Origin of the sequence: Ralstonia flatus, assembly GCF_958439105.1 — a bacterium.
GTDB lineage: Bacteria > Pseudomonadota > Gammaproteobacteria > Burkholderiales > Burkholderiaceae > Ralstonia > Ralstonia flatus.
Genome location: NZ_CAUDLI010000006.1, coordinates 86,110 through 105,654 on the forward strand (window position 1 = coordinate 86,110; position 19,545 = coordinate 105,654).

A 19,545-nucleotide genomic window follows, 5' to 3' on the forward strand; every position below is an offset into this window, starting at 1 on the left:
GCACGCATATCCGAAAACCTCCGCTATCGAAAAGAGCATCAAACCATACGAACTCAATTTTTGAGCTAGGAATAATCTGGTACCGCGCGTTTTGCTCCTCTTAACACGGCGTTATTGATACGTAAGCGTAAAGGTCGCGGCGCTATTGGCGGCGCCGGGCGTGATGCCGTTGTCCGTCTGGACGTAACGCGCCTTGAGCGGAATGTCGAACGCCTTCGTCCAGGTGGTGTCGGGCGAGGTGCCCACGCCCTTGAACGCGCCAACCGGCACGTCGCCCATCTTCACGTTAATCGCGGCGCTGCCAAGCGTGCCGGACAGCGCGCTGATGTCAAATGAACCGATGCTGATCTTGGCTTCGCATGTATGCCAGGAACCCAGTACCGCCGGTCGAAGTTGTCTTGCAAAAATTGCTCAATGCCTTGGCCTTCATGGGCTGGTTGAACGGCCCGTTCGCAACGCAGTGGATGTGATGGTTGGCGTTCTCTGCTATGACCGCAGAGCCGTCTGCAGAAGGACGAGCACGATCCGTCGCCATGCCGGCGAGGATCGTGTCGAGCAGGAAAAGCAGGAAGGAGAACAGCGCGGCGCAGCTTACGGCGCGAGCGCAGGATGTTTCAGCGCGTGCGCCGTTTCGATCCACTGCTGGTGGTACGCAGCATCGTCGCGCTTGAGGCCCAGTTCGCCGTTCTGATATGCCATCGCCAAGGCCTGCACGGCCTCGGGCAATTCGTGCTCGGCGGCGTCCTGGTAGAGCGCCAGCGCGCGGGCTTCGTCGCGGGGCACGCCATCACCGTCGCGATACGCATTGGCCAGCATGAACATTGCGGCCGGAATCTCGTGGCGCGCGGCACGATCAAACCAGTGCGCAGCCTGCGTCGTATCGATGGCCGTGCCGTAGCCGCTGCGATACATCACGCCCAGGTAATACGCGGCGGCTGCGTCGCCCTTGTCAGCGGATTGACGCAGCAGGCGCAGCGCGCGCGGATAGTCGCGCTCCACCCCGCCGGTGCCAAGCAGCAGCGCCTTGCCCAGCGATAGCTGCGCACGCGCATCGCTCGACGCAGCGGTTTCCAGCCAGCGCATCCCTTCGTTTCGCAAGGTGCCGTCGTGCGCACTGAGCAAGGCTTCGCCCAACGCGGATTGCGCCGGCACCGAGCCGCTGCGGGCGCGTTGACGCAGCTGCTGCAGCGCCTCCGGCTCCATCGCCTGCACGACCATGGCGCGCCACGATTCCAACTGCGTGGCATCCACGGCGGGCGCCTGGCGCGCATGCGACAGCCAACCGCCGGCTGTCACGATGATCGCCAGCGCCGCAGCCACCGTCAGCATCGGCACCGACTGGCGCGGCGATTCCATCGCCGGCGCGCCGGCCCATGCGGAACGAAGAGAAGGCATGGCGTGGTCCTCTTACTGCGTCAGGTCGATCTGGTACACCGCCAAGCCCTTGCCCGAGCCGTCGTCCGCGGCCACCTGCGTGACGTTGGTGATGCCGGCGGCCGTGGCACTGGCCAACTTGTTGGGCGCTGACGTGAACTGCACCTGCGCCACCGAGCTGGCCAGCTTCGTGAAGCGCCAGCTGCGTTGCGAGCCGTTGGTGGCACGCTTCACGCTGCCGATCTTCTTGATGTAGCTGATCAGCACGTCACGGTTGGCATCCGGCGACGCATAGATCGTCTTGCTGCCGTCCAGGCCTGGGAAGTTGCCGCCGCCGCTCGCACGGTAGTTGTTGGTCGCCACGATGAACTGCGCCGCCGGGTCGAGCGCCGCACCCTTGTACATCAGGTTCTTGATGCGGCTGCCCACCGGTTGCGTGACGTCAATCTCATACGTCAGGTCCGGCGTCGTGAACATGTCGAAGTTGTAGCCCGGGAACGTGCTCACCAGCTTCTGCACCGTCGCTTGCGTCGGGTCGATGGTGTTGAAGCGCTTGGCAGCCGTCTCCAGCCAGTTCTTGATGTCGGAGCCCGCCACCTTCACCGCGTAGACCGTGTTCGGATACAGATACAGGTCGGCTGCGTTGTTGATCGCCAGCGGGCCGGCCGCCACGTCGGTGAAATCCGTACCGCCACCAAAGCCGCTCTTGAACGGCGCGCTCACCGACAGCACCGGCAGCGACGCGTACTGCGGCAGGTTCGCCTGGATGTACGCCGACACGTAATCGGCCTGCGCCTGGTTCACGATCTCGATCGCGCCCGGGTCGCCCACGTCGGCAAAGTACGTGCTCATGTTGAAGTCGGTGTTGCCCACCGGCGTCTTCACGTAGTTGATCGTCGCCTGGTGTTCGGTGGCGATGGCGGCCGAGACCGTCGGATCAGCGGCCACGTAGGTCTTGTCGGCGTTCTGGATCGAGCGCGCTTCCACCGTGGTTTGCGTCTTGTCCACAGCCCAGTTCGTGCCGTTGAACGTCAGGCCAAGCTTGATCACACCGAGGTGCTTGCCCCAGTAGTTCGCCATCACGGTCGGCACGCCGTTCACGGTGCCGGCCACCTTGTCCACACCCGGCAGGTTGAACTGGCTGACCGTGCTCTTCGCATCCGGGAAGAGCTGGTGCGAATGGCCGATCAACATGGCGTCGATGCCCGGCACCGTGGACAGCCACCAGCTGCCGTTTTCCATCGTCGGCGAATACGTCGAGTTGTCCAGCCCGCCGTGCGAAATCGCCACCACCAGGTCGGCGCCCTTCGCACGCATTTCCGGGATGTACTTGGCCGCCGTTTCCTTGATGCCGACGGTGTAGACCTTGCCGTCGAGCCAGCGCTTGTCCCAGCTCGTGATGGTGGGCGGCGTAAAGCTGATGATGCCGACCTTGACCGGCGCGCTGATCGTGCTGCCGTCCGGCGCCGTGGCCGTCACCGTCTTGGTGATGATCGTGTACGGCTGGAACAGCGGCGCGTTGGTCTTCGCGCTCATCACGTTGGCCAGCACCTGCGGGAAGGCCGGGCCCGCGCATTTCTTCTGCGTGGCCGGATCGGGCAGGCCATCCACGTTGAACGTATTGCCCGTGACCTGCGACAGATACGGCAGGCCGTAGTTGAACTCGTGGTTGCCGATGCCGCCGCCGTCGTACTTGGCGGCGTTCATCACCTTGTAGATCGCCAGCGTCTGGTCGCACGTGACGGGGCTCACCATGGCCTGGTAGTCCGACAGCGCGGTGCCCTGGATGGTGTCGCCGTTATCCAGCAGCAGCGTGTTCGGGAATTGCGCACGCGCCTGGTTGATGAGCGTCGCCACGCGCTCGAAGCCGAGCGAGTTGTCGGCCGCGAGCTTGAAGTAGTCGTACGACAGCACGTTCGTGTGCAGGTCGGTCGTCTCCAGCACGGCCAGCGTGGCTTTGGTGCCGGCCGGGGCGGCGCTGGCAGCAGGCGTGGTGCTGCCGTTCGACGGGGTGTCGTCGCTGCCGCCGCACGCAGCCAGCGACATCGACAGGAAAACAGCAAGCGGCAACGCCGCCGAACGCAATGGTCGGACTCGCATGAACTTCTCCCTGAAGTCTATTTTTTGGTATGCGAACTACGAACTGCTGAATGCAAACTGCGAATGGCAGATGAAGCGAATGAAGCGGATGACACGCAGACGCGCACGCAGGATCGGGGGAACCGTTTGCGCAACGCGAGAGAACAACAGACTGGACCGGGGGGTTCAGAAGCGGAGAAGTATCGAAAGCGCGCGTGACGATGCCGTGACCGTCGGATGACATTTGCGCGTGGCGCCCGCCATGTGGAGACCAGCGCCGGTTGCGCGTCTTAGCCGAATGGGGGATCGGCGGGGCCAAAAAATTCAAGGCGTTTCGTCAACAACGTTAGAATGGGCCCATTTTTCCGCGTAGCCGTTCTATGTCCCAGAAGAAAGCGCCGCTGTTCGAGATCCGCAGCGGCACCGTCGATGCCCTGCTGCTGTCGCCGCGCACCGCCGACATGGACGCCCTGGCCGCCGAACTCACGCGACGCTTTGCCGACACGCCGGAGTTTTTCTCCAACGACGTGATCGCCATCGATGTGCGCCGCCTGGCCGCAGACGAGCGCCTGCCCATCGACCGTTTGGTTGAGACCCTGACCGCGCTGCGTGCCCGCGCGATCGGCGTGGTCGCCAGCCCCGAACAGGCCGAGTGGGCCCAGGCTTTCGGCCTGCCGCTGCTCGACAGCCACGGCCGCCGCCCGCGCGGCGGAAATGACGCCAAAGATGCAGACAGCAAGGACGCGCAGGACGCACCGGATGCGCCCGAGCACGCCCAAGCCGCTGACGCCCCTGCCTCCACCCCTGCCGTTCCTGCCGCCGAGGCCGTGGCCATGCAGCCCGGCACGATGATCGTCGACCGCCCCCTGCGTTCCGGCCAGCGCATCTATGCGCGCGGCGACCTCGTCGTGCTCGACCTGGTGAGCGACGGCGCCGAGGTGATCGCGGAGGGCAACATCTACGTGTATGCCTCGCTGCGCGGCCGCGCGCTGGCAGGCGTGAAGGGCAACCTGGACGCGCGCATCTTCTGCACGTGCCTGGAGCCTCAACTGATTTCCATCGCCGGCATCTACCGCACCGGCGAAACCCCGTGGCCCGACGCCTACGCCAGCAAGCCTGCGCAGGTCCGGCTCGCGGACAACACGCTGGTTTTCGAACCGTTGCGGATGAAGTGACGCACCCCGTGCGCCGAGCGATTTAACTTACAGAGTTACGAGCCATGACCAAGATCATCGTAGTCACCTCCGGCAAGGGCGGCGTCGGCAAGACGACCACCAGTGCGGCGTTTTCCGCCGGCCTTGCGCTGCGCGGCCACAAGACCGCTGTCATCGACTTCGACGTCGGCCTGCGCAACCTCGACCTCATCATGGGCTGCGAGCGCCGCGTGGTGTATGACCTGATCAACGTGATCCACGGTGAGGCCAACCTGAACCAGGCCCTCATCAAGGACAAGAAGTGCGAAAACCTCTTCATCCTCCCCGCCTCGCAAACGCGCGACAAGGATGCGCTCACGCGTGAAGGCGTCGAGAAGGTGATCGAAGGCCTGAAGGAAATGGGCTTCGAATACATCGTCTGCGATTCGCCGGCCGGTATCGAATCGGGCGCGCTGATGGCGATGTACTTTGCCGACGAGGCCATCGTGGTGACGAACCCGGAAGTCTCTTCCGTGCGTGACTCCGATCGCATCCTGGGCATCCTGTCGTCCAAGTCGCGCCGCGCGGTGGAAGGCAAGGAGCCGATCAAGGAGCACCTGCTGCTGACGCGCTACAACCCGAAGCGCGTGTCCGAAGGCGAGATGCTGTCGCTGACCGACATTCAGGAAATCCTGCGCATCAAGCTGATCGGCGTGATTCCGGAATCCGAAGCCGTGCTGCAGGCATCCAACCAGGGCCTGCCCGCCATCCATCTGGAAGGTTCCGACGTGGCCAACGCGTACCACGATGTGATCGACCGCTTCCTCGGCAAGGAGAAGGAACTGCGCTACGTCGAATACAACAAGCCGGGCTTCCTGCAGCGCCTGTTCGGCGGCGGAAAATAAGGAGACGCACATCCATGTCGATTCTGTCTTTCCTGCTCGGCGAGAAGAAGAAGACTGCAAGCGTTGCCAAAGAGCGCCTGCAGATCATCCTCGCCCATGAACGTACCGCCAGCGGTGCGCCCGCCGACTACCTGCCCGCGCTGCAACGCGAGCTGGTGGCCGTGATCTCGAAGTACGTGAAGATCGGCAACGACGACATCAAGGTCAACCTCGAGCGCCAGGACAACCTGGAAGTGCTTGAGGTGAAGATCGAGATTCCGCAGGCCTGACCTCGGCCTGCGTCGTTACCTGACGCGAATGATGCGGCCCGCCGGTGCCTCCGGCGCGGCCGGCATCGGCCCCACATAGGCGGCTCTCGGGCGGATCAACTGCCCCGCCGCGCGCTGCTCCAGCGCGTGTGCAATCCAACCCGCCGTTCGCCCCGCGGCAAACAGGCCAAAGCCTGAACCTTCCGGTAGCCCCAGTACGCGGCGGATGGCCACCAGCGCGAAATCCACCGATGGCCCATCGCCGGTCAATCCGGCCACGGCGTCCATCACTGTCTGCAGCCGCTTGCGCACCGCGCCCCTCTTCGGCAAGTGCGCCAGGATGGCTTGCGCGCGTGGGTCGGCCTGGCGATACAGCGGATGGCCAAAGCCCGGCAGCGCATCGCCGCGATCCAGCCGGCGGCGCAGTGCCGCTGCCACGGAGCGCTCGCTTTCCAGCTCGCTCAGCAAGGCCTCCACACGCGCCGTGGTGCCGCCATGCCGGCCACCGGAGAGCGCAGCCAATCCTGCGTTGACCACCGCGCCCAGGCTGGCGCCGGTCGATGCCACCACGCGTGCTGCAAAGCTCGAGGCATTGAGTTCGTGATCGGCGCATAGCACCAATGCGACGCGGATGGCTTCGGCGGCGTGCGCATCAACGTTCCATGCCTGCTGGCATTGCAGGTGCACGGGCGCGGCATCGGGCTTGCGGCCCAGCATGGCGGCAAACACGACGCGCAGCAGCGCACCGGCATCGCGCGCCGTGCGCGCAGCGTCCTGCCGCCACGCGGCTTCGTCCAGCCCCGGCAAGGCAAGCGCGCACAGCGCCATGCAACGTTGGCGGATGTCCGCCTCTGCCAGCGACGTGAGCGCCGCGTACCAACTTTTCGGCAATACCGGCGCAGGCGTGTTGAAGGCGGCCGCTTCTTCGCACTGCCACAGCCGCGCCGACACGGTTTCCAGCGTGGCGTGTTCGGCCAGTTCCAGCGCCGGCACGCCACGGTAGAACAACTGCCCATGATCGATCAGCGTGATGGCCGATTCCATCACGGGCAGCCCCCAATCCAGCGCATGGCGCACCACCTGGCGCGGGCGCCGTCCGCCGGAACGCTGATCGGCGAGCCGCGCCACATCGGCTTCGCGGTAGCGGCTGCCGCGTCCGTCGGGCGACGGGTACGCCGCGAGCAGCCCGCGGCTCACATAGGCGTACAGCGTGGGGCGCGAGATGCGCAGGCGCTCGGCGGCTTCGGCGGCATTGAGGTAGGCGGTCATCGGGCCGGATGAAGTGGACGGCAATCGAGGTTGATCAGTCTAGTCAATGTTGACGCTGTCGGCCGCGCGGGACTGTAATGGGCGCACCTTGCCTGCGGAGCCCCGCCATGCCGTCACCCGTTGCTGATGTGGTTGATCCTTCCATGCAGACTGTCAGTTCTACCGACGCACTCAACCAGTTGTGGACGGTGCTCGGCCAGCCGGCCGATGTGCTGTCGCGCGCCACACTCACGGGTGCTGAGCCGGCGCTGCCGTCGTCGTTTGCGGTGGGCACGCTGGCGCAGAGCACTATTGCTGCTGCCGCCCTCGCTGCCGCGCAGGTCGACACGTTGCGCAGCGGGCGGCAGCAAACCGTATCGGTCGACATGCCCCACGCGGCGCTGGAATTCCGCTCCGAGCGCTACTTCCGCGTCGAAGGCCAGTTGCCGCCTGAACCGTGGGACAAGATCGCGGGGCTCTACCGTTGCGGCGATGGCCGCTGGGTGCGCCTGCACACCAACTTTGCGCATCACCGTGACGGTGTGCTGAAGTTGCTCGGCTGCGCGTATGACCGGGCCGCCGTGGCCGCCGCGCTGAACCAATGGAACGCCGAGGCGTTTGAGGAGGCGGCCGCGCAAGCGGGCATGGTCGTCACCGCCGCGCGCACGTTTGAAGAGTGGGACGCGCACCCGCAAGGCATCGCCGTCGCAAGCCAGCCGCTGATGACGATCGAACGGATTGGCGATGCGCCACCGCAGCCGCTGGCGGCGCACGCCGATGGCCGACCGCTCTCGGGCGTGCGCGTGCTCGATCTCACGCGCGTGATTGCCGGGCCGGTCTGCGGGCGGACGCTCGCCGCGCATGGGGCCGATGTGCTGCTCGTCACGGGGCCGCATCTGCCCGCCATCCCTCCGCTGGTGATCGACACCGGGCGCGGCAAGCGCTCCGCGCAACTCGACTTGCGCGATGCAGCCGCTGCCCAGCAACTCCGCACGCTGCTGCGCGACGCCGATATCTTCGTGCAGGGCTATCGACCGGGTGGCCTGGCGGCGCTGCAGTTTGGCCCCGAGCAGGTTGCCGCGCTGCGCCCCGGAATCGTCTACGTCAGCCTGTGTGCATACGGCTATGACGGCCCGTGGGCCAATCGCCGAGGCTTCGACTCGCTCGTGCAGACCGCGAGCGGTTTCAACTGGGCCGAAGCGCAAGCCGCCGGTGAGGCCAAGCCGCGTCCGCTGCCCGCACAGGCGCTGGACCACGGCGCCGGCTACCTGATGGCGGCTGGCGCGATGACGGCGCTCGCACGGCGGATGACGGAGGGCGGCAGCTGGCACGTGCGTGTGTCGCTCGCGCAGACGGCGCATTGGCTGCGCAGCTTCGGCCGCATGGCCAACGGCTTCGATGCGGCCGACCCGCGCTATGAAGAGATCGGTGCGTATCTGGAAACGTCGCCGTCTGGTTTTGGCGCGCTCACGGCGCTGCGCCACGCGGGACAGCTTTCCGACACGCCGCCGCACTGGGCGCTGCCCAGCGTGCCGCTGGGGACGCATCCCGCGCGGTGGTAGGATTCGCGCCTACCGTTTTCTCTGCCCGCGTCTGATACTCCGGGCGCACATGGCCCGCCGATGCTTAGTTACCGTCACGCCTTCCACGCCGGCAATCACGCCGATGTCCTCAAGCACGCCGTGCTTGTGCAGATGCTCGATTACCTCACGCAGAAGGACAAGCCGTTCTGGTACATCGACACGCACGCCGGTGCCGGCCTCTACGCGCTGGATCACGAATGGGCGCAGAAGAAGGCCGAATTCGATACCGGCATCGGCCCCTTGTGGCGTGCGGCCGAAGGCGGTGAAACGCTGCCGCCGTTGCTCGATGCGTACCTCGACCAGGTGCGCGAACTGAACCCGAACGGCGAACTCCGGCACTACCCCGGCTCGCCGTGGCTGGCGTGGCAAATGCTGCGCGACGCCGATCGTCTGCGCCTGTTCGAACTGCACAGCTCCGAAATCAAGGTGCTGTCCAACAACTTCCGCGGTGCAGGCCGCAAGGTCATGCTGTACGACGGCGACGGCTTTGCCGGCATCAAGGCGATCCTGCCGCCGCCGCCGCGCCGTGCGCTGGTGCTGATCGATCCGTCCTTCGAAGACAAGCAGGACTACGCCCGCACCGTGCAGGCCCTGCAAGACAGCCTGCAGCGCTTTGCCACCGGCATGTATGCGATCTGGTATCCGCTCGTGCAGCGGCGCGAAGCTGCGCAGTTTCCCTCCCGCCTGAAGCAGTTGCGACCGGCGGACTGGCTGCACGTCACGCTCACGGTCAAGCATCCGGTGGAGGGTGGCCTGGGCCTGCACGGCAGCGGCATGTTCATCGTCAACCCGCCGTGGACGCTCAAGGCGCAACTGCAGGAAGCCATGCCCACGCTGGTGCGCCTGCTCGGCCAGGACGACGGCGCCAAGTTCATGCTGGAAGGCGAATCCAGTTGAGCCTTCGGGCGGCGTGACGCCCCGCGTCCCTAGCCATCCTCAAGCGCCGTCTGCGCGGGTGCGACGCCAGCGCAGTTCTCCAAATCCACCGCCACCCGGGGCGATGCATGTGGCCGCCTGCGTGACCCCGCACACCACTGGAGTGCACCGTCCGCGTGGTTTGCGTCGCGTGAATCTCCCCACGCAACCGCACCATCCAGCGCCCTTCCGTTTTGCCGCCTGCTGCGTCTGGCTGCTACCTCGCGAATCTCTCAGCTGACACGTCGCGCAAACTCGCTGGAGAAGACCCGCGTGGAGAGAACGACCTCACCATGGGCGAACGGGAGAACCCAAACGCCCTATCGCCACGTGTGGCCGCGTTTGCATCTGCCGGTGGCGGCGCGCTGTGACGCGCGCATTTCCGCGTGAATTGACAACGTTTGACGGAAAGCCGGCTGCATAAGACCTAACGTTGGATCCTGTAAATAAAACGATAGGAGACCGGATCCAATATTCCTCAAGATGTAAGTCATCTTTGATTCTTCGTTTCCGAGCATTTCGCCGGATTCAGCCCACACAAATTCGTCTTTATGAAAACAACCTTGTTAATCAAGGCGGGGCTTATTTTTGCCTTGAGTTTCCCGCCTCAAGCGCCGCATGCACAGTCCAATCCCGCCACGGAAAGAGCGATTACCGCGTATTTCAATCAGCGTGCCAATCAGCAATTCACCGAACCGTATCGAGGTATTAGCCGCAACGGAGATGACTTCGAGCGCGTGATCATCGAGCAAATCGCACGGGCACGAAGCAGTATTGACGTGGCCGTGATGGTGCTGACGCTGCCGAATATTGCGCGCGCACTGGTGGATGCCAAACAGCGCGGCGTGATGATCAGAGTCGTGATGGACAACGATTACAACCGCAACTGGATCAATCTCTCGATTGACGAGGTCGCTGATCTGAGCGACGAGGAACAAGAGATTTGGGCCGAAATCGATACGCTTGTTGACATCAACGGCGACGGCGAAATCTCGGACGAAGAACGCTCGGCCCGCGATGTGCCCACGCTGTTTGCGCAAGCGAACATTCCTGTGATCGACGATACGGCGGACGGCAGCAAGGGCTCCGGCCTGATGCACCATAAATTTCTGGTGATTGACGGTGCGGTTGTGGTGAGCAGTTCGTCTAACTTCACGCACAGCGGGTTCTTTGGGGATGTCGGTTTGCCTAACAGCAGAGGCAACGCTGAAAATCTCGTTGTTGTGAGGAGCGCCGACCTGGCGCAGTTGTATCAGGCCGAATTCGCCTATTTGTGGGGCAATGGCCCAGGCATTGTCGGACGCAGCAAGTTCGGCGTACGCAAACCTTATAGGGCGGCACGCACGGTCCAAACTCCTGATGGCACGTTACAGGTTCAGTTTTCACCCTTCTCAAGAACCCATCCGAATGAGGAGACATCCTCTGGGCTGATTGCCAGGACGTTGTCTGCCGCATCTTCCAGCGTCGACATCGCGACCTATGTATTTACCGATGCATGGATCGCTGAAGCGCTGCGGCAGGTTTATACCAATCGCAATATCACCCTGCGCGGCGCAATCGATCGAAGCTTCGTCTACCGCGCAAATAGCGCCACGCTCGATATGTGGGGCATCGGACGATTCGATACCAACTGTGCACCGAAGCCCCAGACCCATCCGTGGGAAAAAGTGGCGACACATGTTGGTTACTCCCGGTTGTCCGAAGGCGACAAGCTCCATCACAAGATCGCTGTCATCGACAGCCGTACCGTAATCACGGGTTCGCATAACTGGTCAGCGTCGGCCAATCGAACCAACGACGAGAACCTTCTGGTGATCGATTCACCGGCCGTGGCTGCGGAATTCAAACAAGAGATGGATCGACTGCACCAGAGCATGGTGTATGGCCCCTCCTCATCCTTGAAGCGCTCTGCTGCCAAAGACCAGCAGCGCTGTTCGGCTGCACGTTGATTCGATAGGTGACACATGAAACATCAAATTCTGACGCGTTCGCGTCGGTGGCTGGCCGCTGCGGTATTGCAATTCCTGGCGGTGTTCAACGTGCTGGCGGTCACGCCACCATTGGCCATTGGCGAGGTGCGAGTTATTTCCTCTGGCGAGAGCATGAAGCCAGCGAATTCAATGTATCAAAAGCAAGTGACAGGGATGCCGCCAGGTCAATCGGCTGCTGTGGGGGTTGATAAGTCGGTCAGTCGGCCGGGATACGTTAAGTTTGATGGTGTAAACAACGCTAAGCGAGAACTGACCGAGGTGAAAGGCTTTGGGTATAAAGTTGATAAAAATGGCAATTGGAAAAGCGGTCGAGTTTCGGAAAAAATGCAAACGAAGCTTGATAAACAAGCCGGCCGTCAACTAACTGCGGCAAAGGCGGCGGGAATGAAGGTTAAATGGGTCGTACCCAATGAGGCGATGAAAAAGGCTGTCGACAAGGTTCTGCGTGGCAAAATTGAGGTAGAGATCGTCTCTCCTAATCAGGATGTCGAAGATGCCTTGAAAAGCGGCGGTTCGGGCGGTTCGTTTTAGTGAGCTGATTTTTCAGGTATGCCGGCTACCCGGGGCTCTTGTGATAGCAGATCCCGGGTGGTTGACATGAAACTCATGCACAAGTGCGTATAGATCGATAGGTTGACGGATGAAGTTCAGGAACTATGAGGTTGGTTGCCTTTGGGGCGATCGCCTGCAAAGCGCTGGCGAGTGTGCAGCTCAGATGAGGGATTTTGTCAGGATTGTTCGTGAAATCGTTCCAGAGCTATGCTGGTATTACGAAGACTATCGATCGAGGTTTTTTGATTTTCCAGATGATGTATCGGAGATTAATAAAAAAGTAATTTCGCCTGTAAATGGGGATAGAAAAGGCGTGCCGTTGGATAGGGTTTATTCGGAGGTGGGGTTCAGCGCGCTTATATTCAGTGCAAAAAATAATTGTGCAGCAATCCGTGCCGGGTTGGGTCGTGCAGGCGAAGATGCTTTCAATAGCGTCGCAATGCACTTTCCAGAAAAAGGCCCAATCGCCGAAACAATCCTCAACGCCTCCACGCTTGAACGACTGTTCGTCGCCTCCGTGAAGTGCTGGAAGCCGGATTGGGCCTGGATCGACCACACCGACATTAACGACACTGATTTTTCGGTGCCGCCGGTATATTGGTTCCTCTATGGCAACAAGCCAAAGGAGAGCGTGCCCTCGTTGCCGGCGCCTGTTGAGGTTCATGCCATTGATTCGCTGGGCACATACATCGTTACGACGCGCGAACTGTACGACCGCACGATCCCTGCGCATCGAGACACAAGTGAAGCCGTAAAGCAGCGGCTGCGGGATGCGAACTGGCTGCCACCTCCAGCTGGCTGAGAGCCCACATGTCACTCCCCTGCCACATGCCCGTGCTACCTAGTCGGGCTTAGACTTGCACTGCGCTGTCCGTGCGCAGCGCCCCTCTCGGCACTCTCGGCAAGATCGGCAGGAGCAACACACCATGAGCGAACGCGACGCAGCCCGGCAGGCGCGCCTGCAGGAAGACCTCCTCGACACGCTGGACGAGGAGCTGGAGATGGAAATCGACGACCACCTGCTCGGCGGCGGCGAAGGCATCAGCGAGGAAGCGCGCGAAACGCGGCGCATGTACTTCCGCGAGCTGTTCCGCCTGCAAGGCGAACTCGTCAAGCTGCAGGACTGGGTGATCGAGACCGGCCACCGGCTGGTGGTGATCTTCGAAGGGCGCGATGCCGCCGGCAAGGGCGGCGCCATCAAGCGCATCACGCAGCGGCTGAACCCGCGCGTGTGCCGCGTGGCCGCGCTGCCGGCGCCCACCAACCGCGAACGCACGCAGTGGTATTTCCAGCGCTACGTAGCGCATCTGCCCGCCGCCGGCGAGATCGTCCTGTTCGATCGCAGCTGGTACAACCGCGCCGGCGTCGAACGCGTGATGGGCTTTTGCACCGACGAGGAATACGAAGAGTTCTTCCGCTCCGTGCCCGAGTTCGAAAAGATGCTCGTGCGCTCGGGCATCCAGATCGTCAAGTACTGGTTCTCGGTGACGGATGAAGAGCAGGAAGTGCGGTTCCAGAGCCGCATCGACGATCCGCTCAAGCAGTGGAAGCTGAGCCCGATGGACCTGGAGAGCCGCCGCCGCTGGGAAGCCTATACGCAGGCCAAGGAGGCGATGCTCGAGCGCTCGCACATTCCCGAATCGCCGTGGTGGGTCGTGCTGGCCGACGACAAGAAGCGCGCGCGCCTGAACTGCATCCACCATCTGCTGGGCCAGGTGCCTTACCACCCGGTGCCGCATCCGCCGGTGCTGCTGCCCGAGCGCGTGCACCACGCGGAGTACATCCGCCATCCGGTGCCCGAAGACATGATCGTGCCGAACGTGTACTGAACCGGCGGCAACGCCATCGGAGAAACAAAAAAAGGGCGGCCTGCGCGGTCGCCCTTTTTCGTTGAATGCGCGTTCAGATATTCAGAAGATCGCGCGGAACAGCCAGTACAAGCCGCCCGCCAGCACGATCGATGCGGGCAGCGTCAGCACCCAGGCCAGCAGCAGGCTGCGCACGGTATTCCACTGCAGCCCCGAGCCGTTGGCCGCCATCGTGCCCGCCACGCCCGACGACAGCACATGCGTGGTCGATACCGGCAGGCCATATGCATCGGCCGCGCCGATCGTCACCATCGCCACCAGTTCGGCCGACGCGCCCTGCCCGTACGTCAGGTGCTGCTTGCCGATCTTCTCGCCCACGGTGATGACGATGCGCTTCCAGCCCACCATCGTGCCCAGGCCCAGCGCAATCGCCACGGCCACCTTCACCCACGTGGGGATGAACTTCGTGGCGTGGTCGAGCTGCTGCTTGTAGTTGTCGATGATGGCCTGGTCGTCCTTGGCAATGGCGGGCTGGCCGCTCTTCTTCAGCAGGCGGATGGCCTCGGACGCCAGATACATGTTGTTGCGCACGTTATCCACTTCGTTCTGCGGCACGGCGGCAATCGAGCCGGTCTCGCCGACCTGCGCGGCGATGCTGTTCGTCAACGCCTGCACGGCCGGCAGCGTGGCCGGCGTCAGCACGCGCTTCTGCACATAGGCCTCCACATCGGCGCGCGGATTGGCCGACGGCGCCACACCGTTGGTGTACTTGCCGAAGGTGGCGGCAGTCTGATGCGACACCGCCAGGAAGGTCTGCGTCTCGGCCGGGGTGACGGCGCGGTTGAGCGCGTAGACGGTGGGCACCGTGCCGATCAGGATCAGCATGATCAGGCCCATGCCCTTCTGCCCGTCGTTGGAGCCGTGCGCGAACGACACGCCCGTGCACGTGAGGATGAGCAGCGCGCGGATCCAGAACGGCGGCGGCTGGTTGCCCTCGGGCTCGGCATAGAGGGCGGGCACGCGCACCGCGGCCTTCAGCACCCACAACAGCAGCCCTGCCAGCAGAAAGCCGATGATGGGCGAAAACAGCAGCGACTTGCCCACGCCCAGCGCCTGGCTCCAGTCCACGCCACTGGTGCCGTTCGCGCCGTGCAGGAGCTGGTTCATCAGGCCCACGCCGATGATCGAACCGATGAGCGTGTGCGAGCTGGAAGACGGCAGCCCCAGATACCACGTCGCCAGGTTCCAGATGATGGCCGCGATCAGCAGCGCAAACACCATCGCAAAGCCCGAGTGGCTGCCCACTTGCAGGATCAGCTCCACCGGCAGCAGTTGCAGGATGCCGAAGGCTACGGCCCCGCTGGACACCATCACGCCCGCAAAATTCCACACGCCCGACCACACCACCGCCAGGTGCGGCGACAGCGAATGCGTGTAGATGACCGTGGCCACCGCATTGGCGGTGTCATGAAACCCGTTGACGAACTCGAAGCCGAGCGCGATCAGCAGCGCAATGCCCAGCAGCACGAACGGCAACGCCGAGCTGGTGGACACGCCCTCCAGATCGGTCACCAGATGGCTCACCACGTAGGCGCCGCCACCCGCCAGCATCAGCAGGAAGGCTGCAATACCAAGGTTGCGGAAGCGCCCGGGCACGGCCCCGGGCTGGACGGAGAGGGGATGCGACATGACGGGTCACCAGGAAGGGGGCTGGGTGACCGATTCTAGGAGCCGAGCTTGTGCGCTAGGTGACGGTTTCGTGTCGAATCCGTGTCCGTTGATTGCCGGACATTACACGGTGGGGCGGATCTCGAAGCCGGGCCCCGGCGCCTCATGGTCGCCCGTGGCGACGTCCAGCTGCGTAACGTGTGCGCTGTCCGGCCCTTCCCACATCCATTCACGCATGCGGAGCACATGGGCCTCGGGGCCGGTCAGGAACGCTTCGACTGCCCCGTCGCGGCGGTTGCGCACCCAGCCGCGCAGGCCGAGCAGGCGGGCGCGGTCGGCACACGCGGCGCGGTAGCCGACGCCCTGCACGCGGCCCTGTACGGTGACGATCACTTGTGCAATGGCGGACATGGCGGGCCTCCGAAGCCAACGGCAGGTGAGGTGTTGGGTAAAACGTGACAAACCGGCGCTGTCGCATCTCTGTCACATTTCTGGAATGTGACGTCGTCAGACTGACAACCGCGCGGCGGGCTCTGACGTTACGCAAGGTAAACTAGGCGGCTTGCCGCCGGGTGCCAAGCAACGCTTGCGCAAAGCACCGCGCCCAGCCTCGTAATACGCCATGCCATGTATTGCGCCTCGGCCCCAGGCCTTGAGGCGCCCGAATTTCGTCCGCGGTTTCCGTCCCGGTTATCCAAGATGCAGCAGAACGACAACGAAACCACCATCCGGGGCCGCTTGGGTACCACCTTCGGTACCAACCTTGGCGTCAACTTCGGCAACCTGCTGACGGCGCCGCCCAACCGGTTCGACCTGGCCCTGCTGCCGATCATCCTGGCCGCCATCGTGCTCGTGGCCTACGCCGCCAAGCAGATGAACGTGCCCTACACGCCGGGCGAACATCTGGACGTCAGCCTCGACGTCATTGAACTGCCCTATTACCTGTTGCGGACCAGCATCCGCATGCTGCTGGCGCTGGGCGCGTCGCTGGCGTTCTCGTTTGCGTTTGCCGCCATTGCGTCCAAGAACCGCACGGCCGAAAAGGTGATGGTGCCGGCGCTCGACATCCTGCAATCGATTCCGGTGCTGGGTTTCCTGTCGATCACGGTGACGGGCTTCATCGCGCTGTTCCCGGGCAACCTCGTTGGCGTCGAATGCGCGGCCATCTTCGCCATCTTCACGTCACAGGCGTGGAACATGGCGTTCTCGTTGTACCAATCGTTCCGCACCATCCCGACCGACCTGGAAGAGGCGGCCACGGTGTTCCGCCTGTCGAAGTGGCAGCGCTTCTGGCGCCTGGAAGTGCCGTTCGCCATGCCGGGCCTGCTGTGGAACATGATGATGTCGATGTCGGGCGGCTGGTTCTTCGTGGTGGCGTCGGAAGCCATCTCGGTCTCGGGCCACGACATCAAGCTGCCGGGCATCGGCTCGTACATCTCGCTGGCGATCCAGCAGCAGAACCTACCGGCCATCGGCTGGGCCATCCTGGCCATGCTGATCGGCATCATCCTGTACGACCAACTGCTGTTCCGCCCGCTGATTGCCTGGGCAGACCGCTTCCGCTTCGACTCGATGTCGTCGGAGCGCGAGCCGCAATCGTGGCTGCTGGACTTGCTGCGCCGCTCCGAGTGGGTCAAGGCGCTGCTGGAGCGCACCGCCGCCCTGGCCGAACGCACGCTGTCTTGGGGTGCCGAGCGTACGCGGCCCACCGCGGCCCCCGGCAACGGATTCCTGCCGCGCTTCCCGTGGTCGCACCGCATTGCCGATGTCGTCATCATCCTGGCCGCGCTGATGGCGGTGGCGCACGTGCTGCAGTTCGTGCGCTCCGAGGTGGGCTGGGCCGAGGTCGGCCACGTCTTCTGGCTCGGCTTCCTGACCATGGTGCGCGTGATCCTGCTGATTGCGCTGGCGGCCCTCGTGTGGGTGCCGATCGGCATCCGCATCGGCCTGAACCCGAACGTGGCGCGCATCGCGCAGCCAGTGGCGCAGTTCCTCGCGGCGTTCCCGGCCAACCTGATGTTCCCGCTGGCGGTGATGCTCATCGCGCGCTTCGCACTCAACCCCGAAATCTGGTTGAGCCCGCTGATGATTTTCGGCACGCAGTGGTACATCCTCTTCAACGTGATTGCCGGCGCGTCGGCCATCCCGACCGAACTCAAACTGGCCGCCCGCAACTTCGGCCTGCGCGGCTGGCTGCTGTGGAAGCGCTTCCTCATCCCCGCCGTGTTCCCCAACTTGCTGACCGGCCTGGTGACGGCCGCCGGCGGCTCGTGGAACGCCAGCATCGTTTCCGAATACGTGTCCTGGGGCGACCGCACGCTCGTGGCGACGGGCCTGGGCAGCTACATCGCCGAGATGACGGCCAAGGGCGACTTCCCGCGCATTGCACTCGGGATTGCCGTGATGAGCCTGTTCGTGGTCGGCTTCAACCGGCTGCTGTGGAACCGCCTGTACGACATAGCGCAAGAGCGCACCCGCCTGTAAGAACATGCTCATGATCCTACTGCGCACCCCGATCTTGACCCTGCGATGCTCGCCGTACTCATGTACGGCTGCGCGTCTCGGGCCAACCTCGGGGCGCTCGCTACGGATCTTGAGCATGTTCTAAGACGACTTATTTAGCTGAGAACACACATGGTTACCACCAGCACCCATAGCCAGAACGCTGAAAGCGTCATGGAGCTGCGCGGCGTCTCGAAGATCTTCCGCACCGCAGACCACACCGACCGTGCCGTGCTCGAAGGCGTGGACCTCAACCTGCGCCAGGGCGAGATCGTCGCCATGCTGGGCAAATCAGGCTCGGGCAAGTCGACGTTGCTGCGCATCATGGCCGGCCTCGTGCGCGCCGATCGCGGCCAGGTCCTGTTTCGCGGGCGCGAGTACACCGGCCCCGTGCAGGGCATTGCGATGGTGTTCCAGTCGTTCGCGCTGTTTCCGTGGCTGACGGTGCAGCAGAACGTGGAGCTGGGCCTGGAAGCGCAGGGCGTGCCCAAGGCCGAGCGCGAAGAGCGCGCCGAACAGGCCATCGACCTGATCGGCCTGTCGGGCTTCAACAGCGCCCTGCCGCGCGAACTGTCGGGCGGCATGCGCCAGCGCGTGGGCATTGCGCGCGCGCTCGTCACCGAGCCTGACCTCCTGCTGATGGACGAAGCGTTCTCCGCGCTCGACGTGCTGACCGGCGAGAACCTGCGCGACGAAATGCTCGACCTGTGGGAAGACCGCCGCACCAACATCAAGAGCATCCTCATCGTTTCGCACAACATCGAAGAGGCGGTGATGATGGCAGACCGCATCGTGATCCTGTCGAGCGATCCGGGGCGCATCCGCGCCGAGGTGCGCGTGCCGTTCCCGCGCCCGCGCAACCGTGATTCCGCCGCCGTGCGCAACCTCATCGACGAGGTCTATGGGCTGATGACCTCGCCTCAGCGCGTGGGCGTGCATCTGGGCGTGGAGCCCGCCGCCGAGCAGCTTGCCTACCGCCTGCCCGACGCCGAGATCGGCCAGATGGAGGCCATTCTGGACTTGCTGGTCGAAGCGCCGTTCAACGGCCGCGCCGACCTCCCGCACCTGGCAGAAGAAGCCGGCGTGACCGACGACGACCTGCTGCCCGCGTGTGAAGCGCTGTCCCTGCTGCAACTGGCCACCATCGAGCGCGGTGACATCATCGTCACGCCGTTCGGCAAGACCTACATGGAAACCGAACCGCCCGAGCGCAAGGTGCTGTTCGGCCAGAAGCTGCTGGAGCGCGTGGCCCTGGCCGCGCACATCCGCGCCGAGCTGGAAGCCAACGAAGACGGCGAGATCCGGGAAGAGCACGTGCTGCGCGAGCTGGAGGCGTACCTCAAGCCCGAAGAAGCCGAGCGCGTGCTCAAGATCGGCATCGAATGGGGCCGTTACGGCGAGGTGTATGAGTACGTCTACAACACCGGCATGCTGACCCTGCCCCGTGAAGAGCGCGAGGAACGCGAAGAGCGTGAGGCGCAGGAAGGTGGGGATCACGCGGCGTAAGCGCGCGAGGTCGATCATGAAAAAAGAGCCGCA

17 protein-coding genes are annotated in these 19,545 nt (G+C 63.7%); 11 read left to right on the forward strand and 6 right to left on the reverse strand.

Going from position 1 to position 19,545, the window contains the following annotated elements:
- Nucleotides 1-111 precede the first annotated feature (111 nt).
- From R2676_RS15090 to R2676_RS15100, 3 genes are all read right to left on the reverse strand, one after another.
- Entirely contained in the window at nucleotides 112-285 is a 174-nt protein-coding gene (locus R2676_RS15090) for a hypothetical protein (RefSeq protein ID WP_206273375.1), read from the reverse strand.
- Between the two features lie 306 nt (nucleotides 286-591).
- Entirely contained in the window at nucleotides 592-1,395 is an 804-nt protein-coding gene (locus tag R2676_RS15095; RefSeq protein ID WP_206273376.1) for a tetratricopeptide repeat protein, read from the reverse strand.
- A 12-nt stretch (nucleotides 1,396-1,407) separates the two neighbouring features.
- Nucleotides 1,408-3,474, reverse strand: a complete 2,067-nt coding sequence (locus R2676_RS15100) for a bifunctional 2',3'-cyclic-nucleotide 2'-phosphodiesterase/3'-nucleotidase (RefSeq protein ID WP_206273377.1) — start codon at nucleotides 3,472-3,474, stop codon at nucleotides 1,408-1,410.
- A gap of 359 nt (nucleotides 3,475-3,833) precedes the next feature.
- On the opposite strand from R2676_RS15100, the gene minC reads away from it, so the two are divergent.
- Genes minC through minE form a run of 3 tightly spaced genes read left to right on the forward strand, consistent with a single transcriptional unit; the run spans nucleotide 3,834 to nucleotide 5,760 of the window.
- Nucleotides 3,834-4,628, forward strand: a complete 795-nt coding sequence (minC, locus tag R2676_RS15105; RefSeq protein ID WP_206273378.1) for a septum site-determining protein MinC — start codon at nucleotides 3,834-3,836, stop codon at nucleotides 4,626-4,628.
- A 44-nt stretch (nucleotides 4,629-4,672) separates the two neighbouring features.
- Complete coding sequence (gene minD, locus R2676_RS15110) at nucleotides 4,673-5,491, forward strand: septum site-determining protein MinD (RefSeq protein WP_009239512.1); 819 nt, start codon at nucleotides 4,673-4,675, stop codon at nucleotides 5,489-5,491.
- Between the two features lie 14 nt (nucleotides 5,492-5,505).
- Nucleotides 5,506-5,760 (forward strand): cell division topological specificity factor MinE, encoded by a 255-nt coding sequence (gene minE / locus R2676_RS15115; protein ID WP_004628536.1) that lies wholly within the window; start codon nucleotides 5,506-5,508, stop codon nucleotides 5,758-5,760.
- A 15-nt stretch (nucleotides 5,761-5,775) separates the two neighbouring features.
- Here the strand turns inward: minE and R2676_RS15120 are convergent, their stop codons facing one another.
- Entirely contained in the window at nucleotides 5,776-7,008 is a 1,233-nt protein-coding gene (locus R2676_RS15120; RefSeq protein WP_206273379.1) for a citrate synthase family protein, read from the reverse strand.
- 107 nt (nucleotides 7,009-7,115) lie between these two features.
- Between R2676_RS15120 and R2676_RS15125 the strand changes: the two genes are divergently transcribed.
- The 6 genes from R2676_RS15125 (at nucleotide 7,116) to ppk2 (ending at nucleotide 13,857) form a co-directional block, all read left to right on the forward strand.
- The gene (locus R2676_RS15125; RefSeq protein ID WP_206273380.1) at nucleotides 7,116-8,549 is read left to right on the forward strand and encodes a CoA transferase; all 1,434 of its coding nucleotides are present in this window, start codon (nucleotides 7,116-7,118) and stop codon (nucleotides 8,547-8,549) included.
- A gap of 60 nt (nucleotides 8,550-8,609) precedes the next feature.
- A complete protein-coding gene (locus tag R2676_RS15130; RefSeq protein ID WP_027678802.1) occupies nucleotides 8,610-9,467 on the forward strand; it encodes a 23S rRNA (adenine(2030)-N(6))-methyltransferase RlmJ in 858 nt (285 codons plus the stop codon).
- Between the two features lie 569 nt (nucleotides 9,468-10,036).
- Entirely contained in the window at nucleotides 10,037-11,434 is a 1,398-nt protein-coding gene (locus R2676_RS15135; RefSeq protein WP_206273381.1) for a phospholipase D-like domain-containing protein, read from the forward strand.
- A gap of 15 nt (nucleotides 11,435-11,449) precedes the next feature.
- Nucleotides 11,450-12,007 carry a Tox-REase-5 domain-containing protein gene (locus R2676_RS15140; RefSeq protein WP_206273382.1) on the forward strand — a complete coding sequence of 186 codons (558 nt, stop codon included), beginning with the start codon at nucleotides 11,450-11,452 and terminating at the stop codon, nucleotides 12,005-12,007.
- A gap of 109 nt (nucleotides 12,008-12,116) precedes the next feature.
- Nucleotides 12,117-12,830, forward strand: a complete 714-nt coding sequence (locus tag R2676_RS15145; protein WP_316857313.1) for an Imm52 family immunity protein — start codon at nucleotides 12,117-12,119, stop codon at nucleotides 12,828-12,830.
- Nucleotides 12,831-12,954: 124 nt separating this feature from the next.
- Entirely contained in the window at nucleotides 12,955-13,857 is a 903-nt protein-coding gene (ppk2, locus tag R2676_RS15150; RefSeq protein ID WP_027678801.1) for a polyphosphate kinase 2, read from the forward strand.
- A gap of 81 nt (nucleotides 13,858-13,938) precedes the next feature.
- On the opposite strand, the gene R2676_RS15155 is transcribed toward ppk2, so the two are convergent.
- A complete protein-coding gene (locus R2676_RS15155; protein WP_206273384.1) occupies nucleotides 13,939-15,525 on the reverse strand; it encodes an inorganic phosphate transporter in 1,587 nt (528 codons plus the stop codon).
- Between the two features lie 102 nt (nucleotides 15,526-15,627).
- Entirely contained in the window at nucleotides 15,628-15,915 is a 288-nt protein-coding gene (locus tag R2676_RS15160; protein ID WP_206273385.1) for an acylphosphatase, read from the reverse strand.
- 288 nt (nucleotides 15,916-16,203) lie between these two features.
- Between R2676_RS15160 and R2676_RS15165 the strand changes: the two genes are divergently transcribed.
- Together R2676_RS15165 and R2676_RS15170 are read left to right on the forward strand one after the other, a co-directional pair.
- A complete protein-coding gene (locus tag R2676_RS15165; protein ID WP_027678798.1) occupies nucleotides 16,204-17,988 on the forward strand; it encodes an ABC transporter permease in 1,785 nt (594 codons plus the stop codon).
- A 150-nt stretch (nucleotides 17,989-18,138) separates the two neighbouring features.
- Nucleotides 18,139-19,512, forward strand: a complete 1,374-nt coding sequence (locus R2676_RS15170) for an ABC transporter ATP-binding protein (RefSeq protein ID WP_027678797.1) — start codon at nucleotides 18,139-18,141, stop codon at nucleotides 19,510-19,512.
- The last annotated feature ends 33 nt before the right edge of the window (nucleotides 19,513-19,545 follow it).

Excerpts from the sequence above, each read along its gene's own strand:
- R2676_RS15095 (WP_206273376.1), bottom strand. The coding sequence starts at position 1,395 with ATGCCTTCTCTTCGTTCCGCATGGGCCGGCGCGCCGGCGATGGAATCG.
- R2676_RS15100 (WP_206273377.1), bottom strand. The coding sequence starts at position 3,474 with ATGCGAGTCCGACCATTGCGTTCGGCGGCGTTGCCGCTTGCTGTTTTC.
- minC (WP_206273378.1), top strand. The coding sequence starts at position 3,834 with ATGTCCCAGAAGAAAGCGCCGCTGTTCGAGATCCGCAGCGGCACCGTC.
- minD (WP_009239512.1), top strand. The coding sequence starts at position 4,673 with ATGACCAAGATCATCGTAGTCACCTCCGGCAAGGGCGGCGTCGGCAAG.
- minE (WP_004628536.1), top strand. The coding sequence starts at position 5,506 with ATGTCGATTCTGTCTTTCCTGCTCGGCGAGAAGAAGAAGACTGCAAGC.
- R2676_RS15120 (WP_206273379.1), bottom strand. The coding sequence starts at position 7,008 with ATGACCGCCTACCTCAATGCCGCCGAAGCCGCCGAGCGCCTGCGCATC.
- R2676_RS15125 (WP_206273380.1), top strand. The coding sequence starts at position 7,116 with ATGCCGTCACCCGTTGCTGATGTGGTTGATCCTTCCATGCAGACTGTC.
- R2676_RS15130 (WP_027678802.1), top strand. The coding sequence starts at position 8,610 with ATGCTTAGTTACCGTCACGCCTTCCACGCCGGCAATCACGCCGATGTC.
- R2676_RS15135 (WP_206273381.1), top strand. The coding sequence starts at position 10,037 with ATGAAAACAACCTTGTTAATCAAGGCGGGGCTTATTTTTGCCTTGAGT.
- R2676_RS15140 (WP_206273382.1), top strand. The coding sequence starts at position 11,450 with ATGAAACATCAAATTCTGACGCGTTCGCGTCGGTGGCTGGCCGCTGCG.
- R2676_RS15145 (WP_316857313.1), top strand. The coding sequence starts at position 12,117 with ATGAAGTTCAGGAACTATGAGGTTGGTTGCCTTTGGGGCGATCGCCTG.
- ppk2 (WP_027678801.1), top strand. The coding sequence starts at position 12,955 with ATGAGCGAACGCGACGCAGCCCGGCAGGCGCGCCTGCAGGAAGACCTC.
- R2676_RS15155 (WP_206273384.1), bottom strand. The coding sequence starts at position 15,525 with ATGTCGCATCCCCTCTCCGTCCAGCCCGGGGCCGTGCCCGGGCGCTTC.
- R2676_RS15160 (WP_206273385.1), bottom strand. The coding sequence starts at position 15,915 with ATGTCCGCCATTGCACAAGTGATCGTCACCGTACAGGGCCGCGTGCAG.
- R2676_RS15165 (WP_027678798.1), top strand. The coding sequence starts at position 16,204 with ATGCAGCAGAACGACAACGAAACCACCATCCGGGGCCGCTTGGGTACC.
- R2676_RS15170 (WP_027678797.1), top strand. The coding sequence starts at position 18,139 with ATGGTTACCACCAGCACCCATAGCCAGAACGCTGAAAGCGTCATGGAG.